Genomic DNA, 19,104 nt, shown 5'->3' with positions numbered 1-19,104 from the left:
GTTGAGCCCGCCGCTGGGCCGGTGGCGGTTCCGGTGCCGCCGGCCGCGCCCGCCGAGCAGCCCGTGCCGGCGGAGCCGGCGCTCGCGGAGGCGACCGGTCAGCCGGTCGCCGGGCCGGCGGCCGTGGACGCGGGCCAGCCGGTCGTGGCCGAGGTGGCCGAGCCGCCGGCCGCGCCGGCCGATCCCGCCGAGCGGCCCGTGGCCGAGCAGCCGGTCGAGCCGGTCGCCGTCGAGTCTTCCGGTCCCACACCTGCCGGTCCTGCGGAGCCCGCCGGCCCTACCGGGCCTTCCGGTCCCGCCGAGCCCGAGGCGGTGCCGCCGGCCGGCGACGTGCCGCCGCCGGCCGCCGAGCCCGAGGCGGTGCCGGGCGCCCCCGCTCCGGTCGCGCCGGAGCCCGCCGCCGAGGCCCCGGCCCCGCCGCCGGTAGCCGCCGGGCCGGTCGCCGCCGACGTGCCGCCGCCGGCCGTCCCGCACCAGCCGGCCGCCGACTCCCCGGCCGGGCCCGGCGTTCCCGCCCAGCCGGCGCCGGCTCCCCAGGCCGTCCCGGCCGCGCCCGCCGCGCCGGCCGGTGGCCCGCCGCCGGCGCCGGCCTACCCCGCGCCCGAGCGGGAGACCGTGCACCGGCTGATGCGCGACCGGCGCGACGTGCAGCACGGCTTCCGGCCGGACCCGGTCCCGCCGGACGTCCTGCTGCGGGTGCTGGAGGCGGCGCACAACGCCCCCAGCGTCGGCCCGGCGCAGCCCTGGGACTTCGTGATCATCAAGTCGGAGGAGACCCGCGCCGAGGTGCACGAGCTGGCCAGGCGCCAGCGGGAGAGCTACGCCAAGTCGCTCTCCAAGGCCAGGGCCCGGCAGTTCCGTCAGCTCAGCGTGGACGCCATCCGGGACACCCCGGTCAACATCGTGGTGACGGCCGACCCGACCCGGGGCGGGCGCAACACCTACGGCTGGCACCTCCAGCCGCAGACCACGCCCTACTCCTCCGCGCTCGCCGTGGAGAACCTCTGGCTCGCGGCCCGCGCCGAGGGCCTCGGCGTCGGCTGGATCGGCTTCTTCGACGAGCGCGAGCTGGTGCACGCCCTCGGCCTCCCGGAGCACCTGGAGGTCGTGGCCTACCTCTGCGTCGGCTATGTCGACGCCTTCCCCGGGGAGCCCGAGCCGGGCCAGGGCGGCTGGACGCACCGCCGGCCGCTGTCCTGGGTGGTGCACGAGGAGTCCTACGGCCGCCGCGCGCTGCCCGGCGCCGAGCCGCACGACCTGCTGAGCGAGACCCTCGCCGAGATCCGCCCGTTGGACGCCCAGGCGTTGGGCGAGGCGTGGGAGCGGCAGAAGCGGATGACCAAGCCGGCGGGTTCGCTCGGCGCCCTCGAGGTCATCTCGGCCCAGCTCTGCGGACTGTCCAGGGGCTGCCCACCGCCGGTGCCCGAGCCGGCCGCGGTGGCCGTCTTCGCCGCCGACCACGGCGTGCACGCCCAGCGGGTCACGCCCTGGGCGCAGGAGGTCACCGGCCAGATGGTGGCCAACTTCCTCGGCGGCGGCGCGGTCTGCAACGCCTTCGCCGCCCAGGTCGGCGCCGAGGTGTGCGTGATCGACGTGGGCGTGCGGGACGAGCTGCCCGACATGCCGGGGCTGATCCCGCGCCGGGTCAGGCCGGGCACGGCCGACCTCAGCGCCGGTCCGGCGATGACCCGCGAGGAGGCGCTGCGCGCCGTCGAGGTGGGCATCGAGATCGCCAGGGACCTGGTCGCGGCGGGCAACCGCGCGCTGCTCACCGGCGAGATGGGCGTCGCCAACACCACGGCGGCGGCGGCGCTGGTCGCCGCCTTCACCGGCGCCGAGGCCGCCGAGGTCACCGGCCGGGGCTGCGGCATCGACGACGAGACGCACGCCCGCAAGGTGGACGTGGTCCGGCGGGCGCTCCAGCTCCACCAGCCCGATCCGAGCGACCCGTTGGGGGTGCTGGCCGCCGTCGGTGGGCTGGAGCACGCCGCGCTCACCGGCCTGATCCTGGGTGGCGCGGCGCAGCGGGTGCCGGTGCTGCTGGACGGCGTCAGCGCGGGTGCCGCCGCGTTGGCCGCCCGGGCGATCGCGCCGGAGGCGGTCTCGGTCTGTGTCGCCGGCCACCGCAGCGCCGAGCCGGGCCACCAGGCCGCGCTCACCGCGCTGGGCCTGCGGCCGCTGGTCGATCTCGACCTGCGGCTCGGCGAGGGCACGGGCGCGCTGCTCGCGCTGCCGCTGGTGCAGAGCGCGGCCCGGGCGATGCGCGAGGTCGCCACCTTCGACTCGGCCGGTGTCACCGACAAGAACTGACCGAGCCGCGGCGTGCCGGCCCCCGTCCGGGGGCCGGGCACCGGACGGGCCGCCAGAGCGGCGGCACGTAAGCTGACCTGGCGGAGCGCCGGTGCCCCGCGTCGCCCCGTTCCGCGCTCCAGGCGCCGGCAAGGCCCGCCCGGGCGCGGCGCCCCTCTGCGTCAAGGAGACCGTGCCGCCGATGTCTGACCACCCCGCCTACCCCGTCGGGCTCCGCTTGGCCGGGCGCCGTGTGCTGGTGCTCGGTGGCGGCACCGTCGCCCAGCGCCGGCTGCCCGCGCTGCTCGCCGCCGGCGCCCAGGTGACCCTCGTCGCCCCGGCCGTCACCCCGTCGGTGCAGGCCATGGCCGAGGCCGGTGAGCTGCGCTGGGAGCGGCGCGGCTACCGGCCGGGGGACGTGGCCGACGCCTGGTACCTGCTGATCGCGACCGACGACCCGGCGGTCAACGAGGCCGCGTCCGCCGAGGCCGAGCGGCTGCGGGTGTGGTCGGTGCGCAGCGACGACGCCGAGGCCGCCACCGCCTGGACGCCGGCCACCGGCCGGTGCGACGGGGTGACCGTCGCGGTGCTCACCGGCCGGGACCCGCGCCGGTCGGCCGCCGTGCGGGACGCCGTGGTGGAGGGGCTGCGGGAGGGCCGGATCGGGGCGCCCCGGCACCGGGACCGGGCGCCAGGCGTGGCGCTGGTCGGCGGCGGCCCCGGCGACCCGGACCTGATCACGGTGCGCGGACGGCGGCTGCTGGCCGAGGCCGACGTGGTGATCGCCGACCGCCTCGGGCCGCGCGACCTGCTGGACGAACTCCCGCCGCACGTCGAGGTGATCGACGCGGCGAAGATCCCCTACGGCCGGTACATGGCGCAGGAGGCGATCAACGCGGCGCTGGTCGAGCACGCCAGGGCGGGCCGTTCGGTGGTCCGGCTCAAGGGCGGCGACCCGTACGTCTTCGGCCGCGGCCGGGAGGAGGCGCAGGCGCTGGCGGCGGCCGGCATCCCGGTCACCGTGGTGCCGGGCGTCACCAGCGCCGTCTCGGTGCCGGGCGCGGCCGGCGTGCCGGTCACCCACCGGGGGGTGGCGCACGAGTTCACCGTGGTCAGCGGCCATCTCGCGCCGGACGACCCGCGGTCGCTGGTGGACTGGCCGGCGCTGGCCGCGCTGCGCGGCACGCTGGTGCTGCTGATGGCGGTGGAGCGGATGGGCGCCATCGCGGAGACGCTGATCGCGCACGGCCGGGACCCGGGGACGCCGACCGCCGTGATCCAGGAGGGCACCACCGCGGCCGAGCGGCGGGTGGACGCCACGCTGGCCACCGCGGCCGCCCGGATCGCCGAGGCCGGCGTCCGGCCGCCGGCCGTGATCGTGGTCGGTGACGTGGTGGCGGTGCCGTGAGCGGGCCCGAGGCGCCGGCCGGGCCACTGACCGACCCGCGGCTGACCGCCGTCGCCGACGCGGCCGACCCGCGGCTGGCGGACTACACCGCGCTGACCGACGTCGCGCTGCGCCGCAAGCTGGAGCCCGCCCAGGGGCTCTTCATGGCCGAGGGCGAGAAGGTCATCAGGCGGGCCCTGGCGGCCGGTTACGCGATGCGTTCGATGCTGCTCACGCCGCGCTGGGCGGCGGCGATGGCGGACCTGGTCGCCGGCGTGGACGCGCCGGTGTACGTGGTCGAGCCGGCGGTGGCCGAGCAGGTCACCGGCTACCACGTGCACCGCGGCGCGCTGGCCGCGATGGCCCGCCGCCCGCTGCCGTCCGTCGCCGAACTGCTGCCGGCCGCGCGGCGGGTGGTGGTCTTCGAGGACATGGTGGACCACAGCAACCTGGGCGCGGCCTTCCGCTCCGCCGCCGCGCTCGGCGTGGACGCGGTGCTGCTCACCCCGAGCTGCGCGGACCCGCTCTACCGGCGGGCGGTGAAGGTCTCGATGGGCGGCGTCTTCCAGGTGCCGTGGGCGCGGTTCGCCTCCTGGCCGGGCGACCTTGAGGTGCTGCGCGGGGCGGGCTTCACCGTCGCCGCGCTCTGCCTGAGCGAGCGGGCGATCACCCTCGACGAGCTGGCCGAGCGGCGGCCGGCGAGGCTCGCCCTGGTCTTCGGCACGGAGGGCGACGGCCTGACCCGGCGCGCGCTGGCGGCCGTCGACACGCATGTCCGCATCCCGATGGACGCCGGCGTCGACTCCCTCAACGTGGCCGCCGCCTCCGCCGTCGCGTTCTACGCCACCCGCCCGCGCTGACCGCCGGCGCCGGCCGCCGGGCCGGGCGCCCGTGCGGGCCCAAGTGCGCCGCCCGGCAGGGGGGTTGCGGTCTGGCGCCGGGTCGGCCGGGTGGCCCATGATGGTTCCGGGGCACGTGGGGACGCGTGCCCGTACCGTGCTCCCAGGCGTGTTCCGGCGTGCCGCGGAACGCGCGTCGCCGGCACCGCGTCGCCCGGCCCGGGGCTCGCGGCCCACGGAGCGACGCGCCCGGGGCGGCCCGCGCCGCCCCCGCGTCGGAACGGGTGACGGATGAGGATCGCTGTGGTCTCCGGTGACGGGCTCCCCGTCAGCGGGCTGTTGACGGTGCTGCGCAACGTGGTGCACCTGGGTCGGGACATGGGCGTCGTCGACACCCCGCTCACCGCCGACCTGGGGTACTCGTGGCGCCCGGACAAACCCGCCTGCTATCCGCGGGGCCTGCCGGGCACCCGCTATCCGGACTTCCTCCGGGTGCGCACCGAGACGCCGGCCGCCGCGCCGCACCTCGCCGACGAACTCCTCGCGCTCCGCGCTGAGGTGGCCGCCCCCACCGGCGCCGGGCCGGCGTGGCGGGCCGCGCTGGACGCCCGGATCGCGGCCGTCGCCGAGCCGTACGAGGCGTACTTCCGGGGCTGGTTCGCGGCGGCGGACGTCGACTGGGTGTGGGCCCTCAACATGACGCTCTCCGACGCCGTGCCGGTCACCCTCGCCCTGCACCGGGCGGCGGCCGACCGCTGGGGGGCGGGCCGGCGCCCCGGCGGCGTGCTCTTCTGGGACCACGACCTGTTCGGCAGCTACGCCGTCCGGGAACACGGCGCCCGGGTCTACCCGGTGGCGCCCAGCGGGGTCACCCCGCTGCCCGGTGGCGGCGCCGAGCACCTCTGGGGGGTGGTCTCCGACGACCTGGCGAAGGAGGCCGCCGGCTACCCGACGGACGGCACCCCCGAGGTGGTGCCCAACGTGCTGCCGGCGATCCCCGCCGGCGGACTGCTGGACCGGCACCGCGCGTTCCTGCGGGACCTCGACGTGCCGGCCGGGGCCCCGGTGATCGTGGCGCCGGTGCGGGTCTTCCGGGTCAAGGGCGTGGAGATCTCGGTGGCGCTGCTGCGCGCGGTCCGCGAGGAGTCGGTGCGCCGTGGCGAACAGCCGCCCCACCTGCTGGTCTTCGGCAGCATGGCGGAGGACCCGGAGTACGCGGCCGAGGTGCGGGCGACCGTGGCCCGGGAGGGCGTCGGCGAGGCGGTGCGCTTCCTGGACGGGGTGCCGCTGGCCAGCCACCGGGACGCGGCCGGCGCCTGGCGGCTGGACGAGATCGACCTGCTGCGGATCGCGGCGGCGACCGGCGGCGGGGTGTTCTTCACGCCCAACCGCACCGACGTGGAGAGCGTGGGCCTCGGCCCGGCGCTGGCGGCCGTGGCCGGGGTGCCCTGCGCGGTCACCGGCTTCACCGCGCTCCGCGCGGTCTACGGCGACGGGCACCGGTACGCCGTGGTGCGCGAGGGCGAACTGGCCGCCGCGGCGGCCGACTTCGTCTCGCTCCTGGTCGGCAACCGGGACGGCGACCCGGCGGTGCGGGCCGCGCTGGCCCGAAACCGCGAGCAGGTCGCGCGGTGCTTCCCCGAGGAGCCGTGGCGCCGGCTGCTGCGCCGGATGGCCCGGTCGTCGGCCGACCACGCCGGCCGGCCGGGCGCCCCCGGCGAGTCCGGCGCCCCCGGCCAGTCCGAGTAGGAGAGTGGCGGATGTCCGACACGAACACCGACACCGGCACCGGCACGGCCACCGGCCCCGGCGCGCACCCGGCCGGCCAGATTGTCGAGGTGGTCGTGCCGGCCGCCGAGCGCGCCCGGCTGGCCGGTGAACTGGACGCGCAGGCCGCCCGGTTCCCCGAGCTGACCGACCCGGAGCTGCTGGCCGAGGCCGCCGGGCTGGGGCAGTGCCTCCCGGTGGAGGCGCGCCGGGCGCTGACCGAGCTGCGCTACGGCGAGTCCTGCGCCGGGGTGGTGGTGCGGCACGGCCCGGTCGCGGACGACCCGGGCCCGACGCCGCGGCACTGGCGGGAGTCCGCCGGCCGGCCGACCGACCGGTTCGACCGCTGGCTGCTGTGGCTGGCCGCCCAGTTGGGCGACCCGCTGTGCTGGGCCAGCATCCAGGACGGGCGGCTGGTCGCCGACGTGCTGCCGGTCGCCGGCCAGGAGGAGGCGCAGACCGGCCACGGCAGCGCGGCGGAGCTGGCCTTCCATGTGGAGGACGCCTTCCACGAGGCGCGCTGCGACGCGTTGGCCCTGGCCTGCCTGCGCAACCCGGACGCGGTGCCCACCACGGTGGCCTCGGTGACGGCCCTCGACCTGGCCGCGTTGGACGTCGAGACGCTGCTGGAACCCCGGTTCCGGATCGCTCCCGACCCCGAGCACCTGCGCGACCTGCCGGCGGGCGCGGCGCCCGACCCGCTGCTCGGCGCGGTGCTCTCCGGCCCGCCGGCGGCGCCCTGCCTGCGGGTCGATCCGGCCTTCACCACGGTGCCGGCCGGGGACCGCCGGGCGGCCGCCGCGTTCGACGCGCTCTGTGCCCAACTCGCCGCCGGCCTGGTGGACGTGGCCCTGCACGCCGGCGACGTGCTGCTGCTGGACAACCACCGGGCGGTGCACGGGCGGCGCCCGTTCCGCGCCCGCTACGACGGCACCGACCGGTGGCTGCGGAAGATCACCGTCAACCGGGACCTGCGGCGCACCCGGGCGCTGCGCCGCTCGGCGACCAGCCGGGTGCTGCACCCCTTCGGCTGACCGGGCCCGCACCGGACCGGGGCGGCCCTGGCCCGCACCCGACCAGGCCCGCGGCGAGCCCGCACCGGGGCCCGGCCGGTGGGGGCGGCGTCCGGCCGGCTGTGCGGGCGGTCGACGGTGCGTCGCCCGGCCGGTCGGCCGGTGCGGCTACCCCCGCCCGGGCGGGCGTTCGGTGGGCCAGTCGCGGAGCGGCCGGTGCGGGTCCGGGACGGGGGTGGCGGCCGGGCTGGCCGGGCGGCGGGGGGTGGGGGCGGTGGCGCGGGCCTCGTCCGGGGTGCCCATCACCATCAGTGGGTCGAACATCACGATCACCGCGGCGAGCAGCAGGAAGACCATCGGTCCGACCAGCATCGGCACCACCAGCCGCACCGAGGAGACGCCGTCGAAGCCGGTCGGGCCGCCCGCGTGCCGGTGGACGGTGAGGGCGGCCATGCCGGTGTAGTGCATGCCGGTCACCGCCACACCCATGATCAGGCTGGCGGCCAGGCTCCACAGCATGCCGCGGACCTGAACGGCCGCCCACAGCGCGGCGGTCGCCGCCACGACGGCGATCACCACGGAGGCGGCGACGGTCAGCGGGTCGTAGTGGATCGCGGAGCCGGAGACGCGCATCGCGGCCATGCCCAGGTAGTGCATGGCGGCGACGCCGAGCCCGGTGACCAGTCCGCTCACGCCGAGGGTCAGCGGGCTCGCGCCGCGGTAGCCGACGACGAACACCCCGATGCCGACCACCACGACGGCGACGCCCAGGCTCAGGAAGGTCAGCGGCAGGTCGTACCGGATCTCGCCGCCGGGGACATGGAAGCCGAGCATGGCGATGAAGTGCATGGTCCAGATACCGGAGCCGATCGCCCCGGCGCCGAGCGCCAGCCAGCCGGGACGCCAGGAGTGGGTGACCAACATGGCGCGGGTGGTGCAGCGCAGGCCGAGCGCGCTGCCGAGGAAGGCCATCAGGTAGGCCGCCACGGGTGTCACCAGGTCGTAGCCGGAGTCGTCGAACAGCTCCGCCATCAGCGGGGCCCCCTTGTTCTTGCGGGGTGGAGCGCGCACGACCGGGGTGTCGTGAGTGCGTCGGGCGGCGACCGGCCCCACACAAACGTGTGGAAGTGGTGCGCACATCTACTTAACACATCGACTTGTGCACACAATGCGCCAAGGGGGTAACTGTTACCAGTCGGTGATCCCGGGCGGTTTCCCCCTCGGTGGTCGCGGGGGAGTGGGGTCGGGGGGCGGGTGCGTGGCGGTCGCATGGCTGGCGTCAACCGGCCGACGGTGACGCCGAGTTGGTGGCGCGTCAGGTGCGTTTCCGGTCGGGCGGGGGTTGGCCCGGGTGTCGGTTGATTTCCGGTGTTTCGCGGGCAAACCGGGCCTGAAGTGGGGGTAACAGAAACGTTACCCGCGCCTCTTGCGCGGGGAACTCGATGACAGTGCAATGTCACCCACGACATTTCAGTGCCCGCTCGGCGCCCCTCCCGGCGCCGTCGACGACGGGATCGCGATGACCATCTCCACCTCCCCGCACGACGATTCGCCGCGTGCCGCCTCCGGCGCCGCGGCCGTGCGGGTCGCCGGTCGGCCCGGTCGGCCCCTGGGCGTCGCCGGGGCCCGGGTCACCGGCGGCCTGTTGGGTCGCTGGCAGGAGCGCAACCGCGTCGCCACGCTGCCGCACGCGCTCGCCGAGGTCACCCGCGCCGGCAACCTGAGCAACTTCCGCCGCCTGCTGCCCGGGCCGGCCGAGTCGGCCGGGGCAGCCACCGAGACCCCCGCCTACCAGGGGCGTTACCCGTTCCTCGACACCGACGTCTACAAGACGCTGGAGGGCCTGGTCTACGAGCTGGCCCGGGGCGCGGCCGGCCCCGACGGGCAGGCGTTCTGGGCCGAGAGCGTCGCGCTGATCGAGGCAGCGCAGCAGCCGGACGGCTACCTCGGGACCTACTTCCAGGGCCCGACCGCCGCCAAGTCGCCCTGGACCGACCTGGCCTGGGGCCACGAGCTGTACAACCTCGGGCACCTGATCCAGGCCGCGGTGGCCGCCGCCCGGCAGCTCGGCGACGACCGACTGCTGCGCGTCGCCCGCCGGTTCGCCGACCTGGTGGTGGCCCGCTACGGGCCGGACGGCGAGCCGCTCTACTGCGGCCACCCCGAGGTCGAGATGGCGCTGGTCGAGCTGTACCGGGAGACCGGCGAGGAGTCCTACCGCACCCAGGCGCGGCTCTTCGTCGACCGCCGCGGCGCCGGCCGGCTGCGGCACAGTGTCTTCCCGCCGTCCTACTTCCAGGACGAGGTGCCGCTGCGCGAGCTGCCCTCGCTCACCGGCCACGCGGTCCGGATGGTCTACCTGGCGGCCGGCGCCACCGACCTCTGCCTGGACGGCGACGACCCCGAGCTGCTGGTCCGACTGGCCGCGCTCTGGGACGACATGGTCGCCAGCAAGCTGTACCTGACCGGCGGGCTGGGCAGCCGGCACTCCGACGAGGCGGTCGGCGACCGCTACGAGCTGCCGGCTGAGCGGGCCTACGCCGAGACCTGCGCCGCCATCGGCACCATGCAGTGGGGCTGGCGGCTGTTCCTGGCCACCGGCCGGGCCGACATCCTGGACGTGCTGGAGCGGGTGCTCTACAACGCGTTCGCCGTGGGCACCTCGACCGACGGCCGCGCCTTCTTCTACGACAACCCGCTCCAGCGCCGGCCCGACCACGACCAGCGCAGCGGGGCCGAGTCGGGTGGCCCGCCGCTGCGCCGGGACTGGTTCGGCTGCCCGTGCTGCCCGCCCAACATCGTGCGCTGGCTGGCCCAGTTGCAGGACCACCTGGCGGTGGCCGCGCCGACCGAACTGACCCTGGCGCTGTACGCGGACGCCGAGTTCCGCAGCGAGCCGCTGGACGTGACCGTGCGCACCGACTATCCGTGGGACGGCCGGGTGACCGTCACCGTGGACCGGGCCGCCGCGGGCGAGCGGACGCTGACCCTGCGGGTGCCCGGCTGGGCGCGGGACGCCACCGCCACGGTGAACGGCGCGCCGGTCCCGGCCGCCCCCGGCTGGCTGCGGCTGACCCGCGCCTGGGCGCCCGGCGACCAGGTGGTGCTGGAGCTGCCGCTGGCCGTCCGCGCGGTCACCGCGCACCCCCATCTGGACGCGGCGCGCGGCTCGTTGGCGGTGCTCCGTGGGCCGCTCGTGTACTGCGTCGAGCAGCAGGACGCCGGCGCCCCGGTCGACGACCTGGTGCTGACCCCCGCCGACCTGCCCGGCGTCGAGGTGACGCGGGACGAGGAGACCTGGGGGGAGCCGGCCGTCACGCTGCGCGCCCGGCTGGCCGTCGCGCCCCCGGCGAGTTCCGCCCTGTACCCGGAGGTCACCCCCGAGCCGGCGGTCGCCGACCGGGACCGGGTGCCGGTGCGGCTGGTGCCCTACTTCCTGTGGGGCAACCGGCAGGCCGAAGCCATGCGCGTGTGGCTGCGGCAGTTCTGACGGGTGACCCGTCGATCGCCCGGGCTCGGCCACGAGCCCGGGGACCCGAGAGGAGCAAGGTGAGAAGATCCGCTCTTGTGAAAGTGGCCGCGCTCGCCGCCACCGGCGCCCTCGCGCTCAGCGCGTGCGGCGGCGGCGGTGCCGACGGCGGCGGAGGCGGCAACGGTGGCGGGGACGCCTCGTTCACCGACACCCCGGCCCGTGGCGGTACCGTCACCATGCTGCAGAACGCCGACTTCTCCTACCTCGACCCGGCCCGCGGGTTCGACGGCGGCGTCAACAACTTCTACCGGCTGGTCTACCGCACCCTGACCACCTCGGCCCCCGGCGACTCCGACGACCCGTCCGCCGTGGTGCCGGACCTGGCGACCGACCTGGGCACCCCGTCCGATGACGGCCTGAGCTGGACGTTCACCCTGAAGGAAGGCGTCGCCTTCGAGGACGGGCAGCCGATCACCTCGGCGGACGTCAAGTTCGGCGTCTCCCGCGCCTGGGACCCGGAGCTGGGCATCGGCTCGCCCTACGCCAAGCAGGTCATCGACGCGCCGGACGACTACGAGGGCCCCTACCGGTCGGGCCCGCTGGAGACCATCGAGACCCCGGACGACCGCACCATCGTCTTCCATCTCAAGGCGCCCTTTCCCGAGTTCGGCTCCGTGGTCTCCCAGCCCACCTTCGTGCCGTTCCCCGAGGGCACCGGGGCCGGCGACGAGTTCATCAACGACCTCATAGCCTCCGGGCCCTACAAGCTGGACTCCTACACCCCCGGCAGCTCCATCGAGCTGGTCCGCAACGAGGCGTGGGACCCGGAGACCGACGACGTCCGGGCGGCCTACCCGGACGCCTGGAACATCGTGATCGGCCTCGACCCGGCCACCATCGACGAGCGGCTGCTCGCCGGCCAGGGCGCGGACGTCAACGCGTTCGCCGGCGCCATCCAGCCCGCCACGCTGGCCCGGGTGCAGACGCCGCAGCTCCAGGAGCGGCTGCTGGAACTGCCCGGCGTGTGCACCACCTACATGGGGCTGAACACCACCAAGGAGCCGTTCGACGACGTGCGGGTGCGGCAGGCGGTCAACCTGGCCGTGGACCGGGCCGCCGTGCAGACCGCCAGCGGCGGCACGCTGCTCGCCCAGGCCGCCACCACCATCCTGCCGCCGGCCGTCGCCGGCCACCGCGAGTTCGACCTCTACCCCAGCGAGGGGAACGCCGGGGACGTCGAGGCGGCCAGGGCGCTGCTGGCCGAGGCCGGGTTCGCGGACGGGTTCGCCATGACGCTGGACATCAGGGCGCAGCCGAAGATGCAGGCCCAGGCCGAGGCGATCCAGCAGGCGCTGGCCAAGGTCGACATCGACGTCTCGCTCAACGTCATCGACGTCTCCACCTACTACGAGACCATCGGCACCCCCGCGTTGCAGAGCGACGCCGCGATCACCGGCTGGTGCCCGGACTGGGCGTCCTCCGCCTCGACGTTCCTGCCGCCGCTCTTCGACGGCCGGAACATCACCGAGGTCGGCAACTCCAACCTGGCCCAGATCAACGACGAGGCCGTCAACGAGCGGATCGACGAGATCCGGGCGATCACCGACCTGGCGGCGGCCAACGCGGAGTGGGGCCTGCTGGACGAGCAGATCATGGAGCTGGCGCCGATCGTGCCGCTGGTCGTCGAGTCGGCGCTCGCGCTGCCGGGGGAGAACCTGACGGGTCTGCACTCCTCGCCCGGGGCCGCCACCGGCGGTGTTGACCTGGTGCTCGTCGGCCTCCGGGACCCCGAGCGGGGCTGAGATGGCGATCCCGACACCACAGCTGGCCGGGGAGGAGGGGGGCGCGTCGTCCGTGAAGGACGGCGCGCCGCCGCCCCCGCGCCCCCGGGCCTGGCGCGCCCTGCTGCGCGACAAGGGCGCCGTGCTGAGCGGCGCCTACATCCTGCTGATCGTGCTGATGGCGCTCTTCGCGCCGCTCATCGTGAAGCTGAGCGGCTGGGGCCCCTACGAGTTCGACCAGACGGCCGTCGATCCCGACCTGGCCGGCATGCCGATCGGTGACTGGGGCGGTGCCGGCGGCGAGCACTGGTTCGGCGTCGAACCGGGCAGCGGGCGGGACATCTTCGCCCGGATCGTCTACGGCGCCCGGGTCTCCATGCTGATCGCGCTCTCAGCGACCGCGCTGACCACCCTGCTGGGCGTGGTCTTCGGCCTGCTGGCCGGGTTCTTCGGCGGCCGGGTGGACTGGGTCATCTCGCGGGTCATGGACTTCCTGATGGCCTTCCCCGCGCTGATCTTCATGATCGCGATCCTCTCCGCGCTGCCCGCCGGCAACCGCGCCACGCTGCTGGTCGTCGTGATCTCGGTCTTCGGCTGGCCCTACCTGGCCCGCATCGTGCGCGGGCAGACGATGTCCCTGGCGCAGCGGGAGTTCGTGGAGGCGGCGCGGGCCTCCGGCGCGAGCCGGGCGGCCATCGTCTTCCGGGAGATCCTGCCCAACCTGCGGTCCACCATCATCGTGATGACCACCCTGGCGGTGCCCGGCTACATCGGCACCGAGGCCGGCCTCTCCTTCCTCGGCGTGGGCGTGGTGCCCCCGACCCCGTCCTGGGGGCAGATGATCGCCTCCTCGGTGAACTGGTACTCCGTGGTCCCCACCTACTTCGCCATCCCGGGCGCCTTCCTCTTCCTGCTGGTGCTCTCGTTCACCGTGCTCGGCGACCGGCTGCGCGCGGTCCTGGACCAGGAGGGGGTGCGCTGATGGCCCGGTTCCTGGTGGCCCGACTGGGCGGGGTGGTCCTCATCCTGCTGCTGGTCTGCCTGTTCACCTTCGGCGTGTTCTTCGTGCTCTCGCCCGACCCGGCGGTGCAGATCTGCGGCAAGAACTGCACGCCGGAGCTGATCGAGCAGATCCGCACCAACCTCGGGCTCGACAAGCCGCTGCTCACCCAGTTCCTCACCTTCCTCGGCGGGCTGTTCGCCGGCCGCACCTACGGCGTCGGCGCGTCGGCGACCGAGTGCGCGGCCCCGTGCCTCGGCTACTCCTTCCAGTCCAGCCAGCCGGTCTGGGACATGATCACCGACCGGCTGCCGGTCTCGGTGACGGTCGCCGTCGGCGCCGCCGTGCTGTGGCTGCTGGTCGGCGTCGCCGGCGGGCTGCTGGGCGCCCTCAAGCGGGGCACCTGGTGGGACCGCGGCGCGATGGTGGTGGCGCTCTCCGGCATCTCCATCCCCAACTACGTGTTCGCGCTGGTCCTCCAGTACGTGCTGGTGGTCGAGCTGGAGTGGCTGCCCTTCCCGCAGGCGGTGGCCTTCTCGGACGACCCGACCCGCTGGTTCCAGAGCTATCTGATGCCCTGGATGGTGCTGGCCTTCGCCTACGCCTCGGTGTACGCCCGGCTCACCCGGGCCAACGTGATCGACACCCTCGGCGAGAACTACGTGCGCACCGCGCGGGCCAAGGGCCTGCCCCAACACCAGGTGATCCGCCGGCACGCGCTGCGGCCGGCGCTCACCCCGATCGCCACCATCTTCGGCATGGACTTCGCCGGCCTGCTCGGCGGCGCCCTGATCACCGAGACGGTCTTCGGACTGAACGGCGTGGGCAAGATGACGGCCGACTCGATCGCCCGCAACGACCAACCGGTCATCATGGGGGTCACCCTGCTGGCCGCCGCGTTCGTCGTCGTCGGCAACGTGGTCGTGGACCTGGTGTACACGGCCCTGGACCCGAGAGTGCGGGTGAAGTCGGCATGAGCGACGCCCCCGAGACCCGGCAGGACCTGCTGCGGGTCGAGGACCTGACCGTCACCTTCGACACCCCGGGCGGCCCGGTGGACGTGGTGCGGGAGCTGAACTTCGCGGTGCCGCCGGGCGGTTCGCTCGGCATCGTCGGCGAGTCCGGCTCCGGCAAGTCCATGACCAGCCTGGCCGTGATGGGCCTGCTGCCGCCCGGCGCGCGCCGCGCCGGCCGGGTGTGGCTGGCGGACCGGGAGATCTCCGCGCTCAACGACCGGCAGCTGCGCCGGGTGCGGGGCGACCGGATCGCGATGGTCTTCCAGGACCCGCTCTCCTCGCTCAACCCGTACTACCCGGTGGGCACCCAGATCGCCGAGGCGTACCTGGCGCACCGCCGCGGCACCTCGCGCAGGCAGGCCCGCCGGGTCGCGATCGAGGCGATGGAACGGGTGCACATCAACGACGCGGCCCGCCGCGTCGACCACTACCCGCACCAGTTCTCCGGCGGCATGCGGCAGCGGGTCATGATCGCCATGGCGCTGTGCACCGAACCGGACCTGCTGATCGCCGACGAGCCGACCACCGCGCTGGACGTCACCGTGCAGGCACAGATCCTCACGCTGCTCGCCGAGGTCCGGCGGGACACCGGCGCCGGGCTGATCCTGATCACCCACGACCTGGCGGTGGTCAGCGAGATCGCCGACGAGGTGGTGGTGATGCGGGCCGGAGCCTGCGTGGAACGGGCCGCCACCGAGCGGCTGTTCTCCGACCCCCGCCACCCCTACACCCAGGCGCTGCTGGACGCGGTACCCCGGCTGGACGACGAGGTCGGCGAGCTGCGCTCGGTGGCCGACGGGGTCGAGTCCGCGGCCGGCCCTGGAGCCGATTCCACCCCGCGTCAGGGAGGTGACCGATGAGCCCTTCGGAGCCGCTGCTGGAGGCCCGTGGCCTGGTCAAGGAGTTCACGCTGCGCGGCGGACCGCTCGGCCGCCGGCGGGTGACGCGCGCGGTCGACGAGGTCGACCTGGAGCTGCGGGCCGGGGAGACCCTGGCGCTGGTCGGCGAGTCCGGTTCGGGCAAGTCGACGACCGCCCGGCTGGCGGCCCGGCTGCTGGACCCGACCGCCGGCACCGTCCGGTTCCAGGGCACCGACGTCACCCGGCTGACCGGCGCCGACCTGCACCGGTTCCGCTCCGAGGTGCAGGTCGTCTTCCAGGACCCGTACTCCTCGCTCAACCCCCGGCACACCGTCGAGCGGATCGTCACCGCGCCGCTCACCTACCAGCGCCGCCCCATCCCCGGCGGCGCCCGCGACTTCACCCGCGGCCTGCTGGAGCGCGTCGGGCTCAACCCCGACCACGCCACCCGCTACCCCGCGCAGTTCTCCGGCGGGCAGGCCCAGCGCATCGGCATCGCCCGGGCGTTGGCCGTCGGGCCGAAGGTGGTGGTCTGCGACGAGGCGGTCTCCGCGCTGGACGTCTCCGTCCAGGCACAGGTGATCAACCTGCTGCGCCGGCTCCAGCGCGAGGAGGGCCTCGGCTATCTCTTCATCGCGCACGACCTGGCCGTGGTGCGGCAGATCGCCGACCGGGTCGCGGTGATGCACCGTGGTCGGGTGGTGGAGACCGGGGAGCGGGACGCGCTGTTCGCCGCGCCCCGGCACGAGTACACCCGCGCCCTGCTGGCCGCCGTGCCCCGCATCCGCCCCGAGTGGGAGGCGGCCCGCCGGGCCCGCGCCCGGGAACGGGCCGCGGCCGCCGCCACGCTGGAGCAGAACGCCACCCCGGAGCAAGGAGATTCGTGATGCCGGACGACGGATACCCGCTCGGCGGCCTCTGGCTGCGTGAGCACCGGGTCACCGTCCCGCTGGTCTGGGACGCGCCCGACGGGCGGGAGCTGACGGTCTTCGCCCGCGAGGTCTGCGCGCCGGAGCGCCGGACCGAGGACCTGCCGCTGCTGCTCTTCCTCCAGGGCGGCCCCGGCGGGCGCGGGCCGCGCCCGCTGGACCGCTCCGGCTGGCTGGCCGAGGCGGTGGCGCACTACCGGGTGGTGCTGCTGGACCAGCGCGGCACCGGCCGCAGCAGCCCGGTCGACGGCCACCTGATGACCCGACTCGGCTCCGGCGCGGCCGGCGCCGAGTACCTGGGGCACTTCCGGGCCGACGCCATCGTGGCCGACGCCGAGCACCTGCGCCGCACCGTCTACGGCGGCCGGCGCTGGGCCACCCTCGGGCAGAGCTACGGCGGCTTCCTGACCCTGGCCTACCTCTCCCGCGCGCCCGAGGCGCTCACCGCCTGCTACGTCACCGGCGGGCTGCCGGGGCTGCCGCCGGACGCGGCCGAGGTCTACCGCCGCACCTATCCCAGGACGGCCGCCAAGAACCGCGCCTTCTACCGGAGTTACCCGCAGGACGAGGCGACCGTCGGGGCCGTCGCCGACCTGCTGGCGGCCGGCGGCGTCCGGCTGCCGGACGGCGACGAGCTGACCGTGCACCGGTTCCAGTCGCTCGGCCTGGACCTCGGCATGAAGCCGGGCGCCGAGCGGCTGCACTGGCTGCTGGAGGACGCGTTCGCCGCCCCCGACCGGCTCTCCGACACCTTCCTCGACCAGGTGCGGGCGCGCACCTCGGGGGTGGCCAACCCGCTCTTCTGGACCATGCAGGAGACCATCTACGGCGAGGCCGCCAGCGGCCCCACCGGCTGGGCCGCCCAGCGCGAGCTGGCCAGACAGCCGCGCTTCGCGCCGGACGCCAGGCCGCTCTACTTCACCGGCGAGATGGCCTACCCGTGGATGGTGGCCGAGGTGCGGGCGCTGCGCCCGTTCCGCGCCGCCGTGGAGGCGCTGGCCGCCCGGACGGACTGGCCGCGGCTCTACGACCCGGCCCGGCTGGCCGCCAACGAGGTGCCGCTGGCCGCCGCCGTCTACCACGACGACATGTATGTCGACGCCCAACTCCAGCTGGCCACCGCCGAGTCGGTGGGCAACACGCAGGTGTGGGTGACCAACGAGTTCGAGCACGACGGGATCGGCAGCGGCCGGGTGCTGACCCGGCTGCGGGAGCTGGTCAGGGACCGTGGAGGAGAACTGCGATGACCAACCCGGCACCGGGCCGCCCGCCGCGCCCGCCGCACGCCGGCACCCGGCCGCCCCGGCTGGCCGAGGTGCCCGCCTTCACGGCGGCCATCGCCGCCGGCTGGGACCGGCCGCCGACCCCGGTCGCCCTGATCCCCGGCGCGGCCGGCTCGGCCGCGGCGCACCGCGCCCGGCTGGCCGAGCGCACTGGCCCGGCCACCGTGGTGGCCGGCGCCGGCCGCGCGCCGGTCCGCAGCAACGACACCTTCTACGACTTCCGGGCGGACAGCGACTTCGTGTGGCTGACCGGCTGCGCGGTCGAGGACGCGGTGCTGGTGCTGACCGTCGGCACCGACCCGGCCGACCACCGGGCCACGCTGTTCCTGCCGCCGCCGGCCCGGCCAGGCCAGCCCGGGTTCTTCGCCGACCCGGTGCACGGCGAGCTGTGGGTGGGCGCCTCGCCCGGCGTCGCCGAGTGGGCCGAGGCGCTGGGCGTGCCGGTCCGGCCGCTGGCCGAGCTGGCCGAGGCGCTGGCCGGCGTCGGCGGCGCGCTGGCCACCCCCGGCACCGCGGCCGGGCTGGTCGCCGCGCACGGGCTGCGCCCCGACCCCGGGCTGGCCGCCGCGCTCGCCGACCTGCGGATGGTGAAGGACGACTGGGAGATCGCCCAGCTGCGGGAGGCCGTCGACCAGACCGTCGCCGGCTTCGAGGCGGTGGTCAGGGAGATCCCGGCCGCCGTGGCGGGCGGCGGCGAACGCTGGCTCCAGGGCACCTTCGACCGGCACGCCCGCACCGTCGGCAACGGCCCCGGCTACGCCACCATCGTCGGCTCGGGGCCGCACGCGCCGACCCTGCACTGGGTGCGCTGCGACGGCCCGGTGCTGCCGGACGCGCCGCTGCTGCTGGACATGGGCGTGGAGACCCGCTCGCTGTACACCGCCGACGTCACCCGGACGGTGCCGCCCGGCGGCCGCTTCGACGACGCGCAGCGGCGGGTGCACGACCTGGTGGAGGCGGCGCACCTGGCCGGCCTGGCACAGGTGCGCCCCGGCCGGGCGTTCACCGACTTCCACTTCGCCGCGATGGAGGTGATCGCCCGGGGCCTGCACGACTGGGGCCTGCTGCCGGTCTCGGTGGACGAGGCGCTCTCGCCCGCCGGCCAGCAGCACCGGCGCTACCTGGTCTGCGGCATCGGCCACCACCTCGGGCTCGACGTGCACGACTGCGCGGCCTCGGAGTACGCCAGCTACCAGGGCGGCACCATGACGCCCGGCATGGTGCTGACCGTCGAGCCGGGGCTGTACTTCCACGCCCACGACCTGACCGTGCCGCCCGAGCTGCGCGGCGTCGGGGTGCGGCTGGAGGACGACCTGCTGGTGACCGGCGGCGGTGCCGAGGTGCTGTCGGACGCGCTGCCGATCTCCGCCACCGGCATCGAGGACTGGGCGCGGCCGCTGCTCTGACCCCGCGCCCCGCCCCCGTCGCCCCCACCCACGTCACCCACGTCACCCACGTTCTAGTTTCC

At 75.6% G+C, this 19,104-nt stretch carries 14 protein-coding genes; 13 read left to right on the top strand and 1 reads right to left on the bottom strand.

Annotated elements, in window-relative coordinates; translation table 11 throughout:
* The 5 genes from cobT to RM844_RS22025 form a co-directional block, all read left to right on the top strand.
* Positions 1 to 2,310: nicotinate-nucleotide--dimethylbenzimidazole phosphoribosyltransferase (gene cobT, locus RM844_RS22045; RefSeq protein WP_311669049.1), on the top strand; the 2,310-nt coding region annotated here is incomplete at its 5' end.
* A gap of 181 nt (positions 2,311 to 2,491) precedes the next feature.
* Entirely contained in the window at positions 2,492 to 3,697 is a 1,206-nt protein-coding gene (gene cobA / locus RM844_RS22040; RefSeq protein WP_311669048.1) for a uroporphyrinogen-III C-methyltransferase, read from the top strand.
* Positions 3,694 to 4,536 carry a TrmH family RNA methyltransferase gene (locus RM844_RS22035; RefSeq protein WP_394814569.1) on the top strand — a complete coding sequence of 281 codons (843 nt, stop codon included), beginning with the start codon at positions 3,694 to 3,696 and terminating at the stop codon, positions 4,534 to 4,536. Before cobA ends, RM844_RS22035 begins: the two co-directional genes overlap by 4 nt.
* A 270-nt stretch (positions 4,537 to 4,806) precedes the next feature.
* The gene (locus RM844_RS22030; RefSeq protein WP_311669047.1) at positions 4,807 to 6,264 is read left to right on the top strand and encodes a glycosyltransferase family protein; all 1,458 of its coding nucleotides are present in this window, start codon (positions 4,807 to 4,809) and stop codon (positions 6,262 to 6,264) included.
* Between the two features lie 11 nt (positions 6,265 to 6,275).
* Entirely contained in the window at positions 6,276 to 7,316 is a 1,041-nt protein-coding gene (locus RM844_RS22025) for a TauD/TfdA family dioxygenase (protein WP_311669046.1), read from the top strand.
* A 147-nt stretch (positions 7,317 to 7,463) separates the two neighbouring features.
* Here RM844_RS22025 and RM844_RS22020 read toward each other — a convergent pair whose 3' ends face one another.
* A complete protein-coding gene (locus tag RM844_RS22020) occupies positions 7,464 to 8,366 on the bottom strand; it encodes an MHYT domain-containing protein (RefSeq protein WP_394814568.1) in 903 nt (300 codons plus the stop codon).
* A 448-nt stretch (positions 8,367 to 8,814) separates the two neighbouring features.
* Between RM844_RS22020 and RM844_RS22015 the strand changes: the two genes are divergently transcribed.
* From RM844_RS22015 to RM844_RS21980, 8 genes are read left to right on the top strand one after another with little or no spacing between them, the layout of a single operon-like run.
* Positions 8,815 to 10,785, top strand: a complete 1,971-nt coding sequence (locus RM844_RS22015; protein ID WP_311669045.1) for a glycoside hydrolase family 127 protein — start codon at positions 8,815 to 8,817, stop codon at positions 10,783 to 10,785.
* A gap of 59 nt (positions 10,786 to 10,844) precedes the next feature.
* Positions 10,845 to 12,569 carry an ABC transporter substrate-binding protein gene (locus tag RM844_RS22010; protein WP_311669044.1) on the top strand — a complete coding sequence of 575 codons (1,725 nt, stop codon included), beginning with the start codon at positions 10,845 to 10,847 and terminating at the stop codon, positions 12,567 to 12,569.
* A 1-nt stretch (position 12,570) separates the two neighbouring features.
* Positions 12,571 to 13,530 carry an ABC transporter permease gene (locus tag RM844_RS22005; protein ID WP_311669043.1) on the top strand — a complete coding sequence of 320 codons (960 nt, stop codon included), beginning with the start codon at positions 12,571 to 12,573 and terminating at the stop codon, positions 13,528 to 13,530.
* Positions 13,530 to 14,525 (top strand): ABC transporter permease, encoded by a 996-nt coding sequence (locus RM844_RS22000; protein WP_311669042.1) that lies wholly within the window; start codon positions 13,530 to 13,532, stop codon positions 14,523 to 14,525. Before RM844_RS22005 ends, RM844_RS22000 begins: the two co-directional genes overlap by 1 nt.
* Positions 14,522 to 15,424 carry an ABC transporter ATP-binding protein gene (locus tag RM844_RS21995; RefSeq protein ID WP_311669041.1) on the top strand — a complete coding sequence of 301 codons (903 nt, stop codon included), beginning with the start codon at positions 14,522 to 14,524 and terminating at the stop codon, positions 15,422 to 15,424. The genes RM844_RS22000 and RM844_RS21995 overlap by 4 nt, the downstream gene beginning before the upstream one ends.
* Positions 15,421 to 16,311 carry an ABC transporter ATP-binding protein gene (locus tag RM844_RS21990; RefSeq protein WP_311669040.1) on the top strand — a complete coding sequence of 297 codons (891 nt, stop codon included), beginning with the start codon at positions 15,421 to 15,423 and terminating at the stop codon, positions 16,309 to 16,311. Before RM844_RS21995 ends, RM844_RS21990 begins: the two co-directional genes overlap by 4 nt.
* Positions 16,311 to 17,600 carry an alpha/beta fold hydrolase gene (locus RM844_RS21985; RefSeq protein WP_311669039.1) on the top strand — a complete coding sequence of 430 codons (1,290 nt, stop codon included), beginning with the start codon at positions 16,311 to 16,313 and terminating at the stop codon, positions 17,598 to 17,600. Before RM844_RS21990 ends, RM844_RS21985 begins: the two co-directional genes overlap by 1 nt.
* Complete coding sequence (locus tag RM844_RS21980) at positions 17,597 to 19,042, top strand: aminopeptidase P family protein (RefSeq protein ID WP_311669038.1); 1,446 nt, start codon at positions 17,597 to 17,599, stop codon at positions 19,040 to 19,042. Before RM844_RS21985 ends, RM844_RS21980 begins: the two co-directional genes overlap by 4 nt.
* Positions 19,043 to 19,104 lie beyond the last annotated feature (62 nt).

Origin of the sequence: Streptomyces chisholmiae, assembly GCF_031845445.1 — a bacterium.
Taxonomy (GTDB): Bacteria; Actinomycetota; Actinomycetes; order Streptomycetales; family Streptomycetaceae; genus Streptomyces; species Streptomyces chisholmiae.
The sequence above is the reverse complement of the archived record's forward strand: the minus strand, read 5'-3'. Positions and strand labels throughout refer to the sequence as shown.

Excerpts from the sequence above, each read along its gene's own strand:
- cobA (WP_311669048.1), top strand. The coding sequence starts at position 2,492 with ATGTCTGACCACCCCGCCTACCCCGTCGGGCTCCGCTTGGCCGGGCGC.
- RM844_RS22030 (WP_311669047.1), top strand. The coding sequence starts at position 4,807 with ATGAGGATCGCTGTGGTCTCCGGTGACGGGCTCCCCGTCAGCGGGCTG.
- RM844_RS22025 (WP_311669046.1), top strand. The coding sequence starts at position 6,276 with ATGTCCGACACGAACACCGACACCGGCACCGGCACGGCCACCGGCCCC.
- RM844_RS22015 (WP_311669045.1), top strand. The coding sequence starts at position 8,815 with ATGACCATCTCCACCTCCCCGCACGACGATTCGCCGCGTGCCGCCTCC.
- RM844_RS22005 (WP_311669043.1), top strand. The coding sequence starts at position 12,571 with ATGGCGATCCCGACACCACAGCTGGCCGGGGAGGAGGGGGGCGCGTCG.
- RM844_RS22000 (WP_311669042.1), top strand. The coding sequence starts at position 13,530 with ATGGCCCGGTTCCTGGTGGCCCGACTGGGCGGGGTGGTCCTCATCCTG.
- RM844_RS21995 (WP_311669041.1), top strand. The coding sequence starts at position 14,522 with ATGAGCGACGCCCCCGAGACCCGGCAGGACCTGCTGCGGGTCGAGGAC.
- RM844_RS21990 (WP_311669040.1), top strand. The coding sequence starts at position 15,421 with ATGAGCCCTTCGGAGCCGCTGCTGGAGGCCCGTGGCCTGGTCAAGGAG.
- RM844_RS21985 (WP_311669039.1), top strand. The coding sequence starts at position 16,311 with ATGCCGGACGACGGATACCCGCTCGGCGGCCTCTGGCTGCGTGAGCAC.
- RM844_RS21980 (WP_311669038.1), top strand. The coding sequence starts at position 17,597 with ATGACCAACCCGGCACCGGGCCGCCCGCCGCGCCCGCCGCACGCCGGC.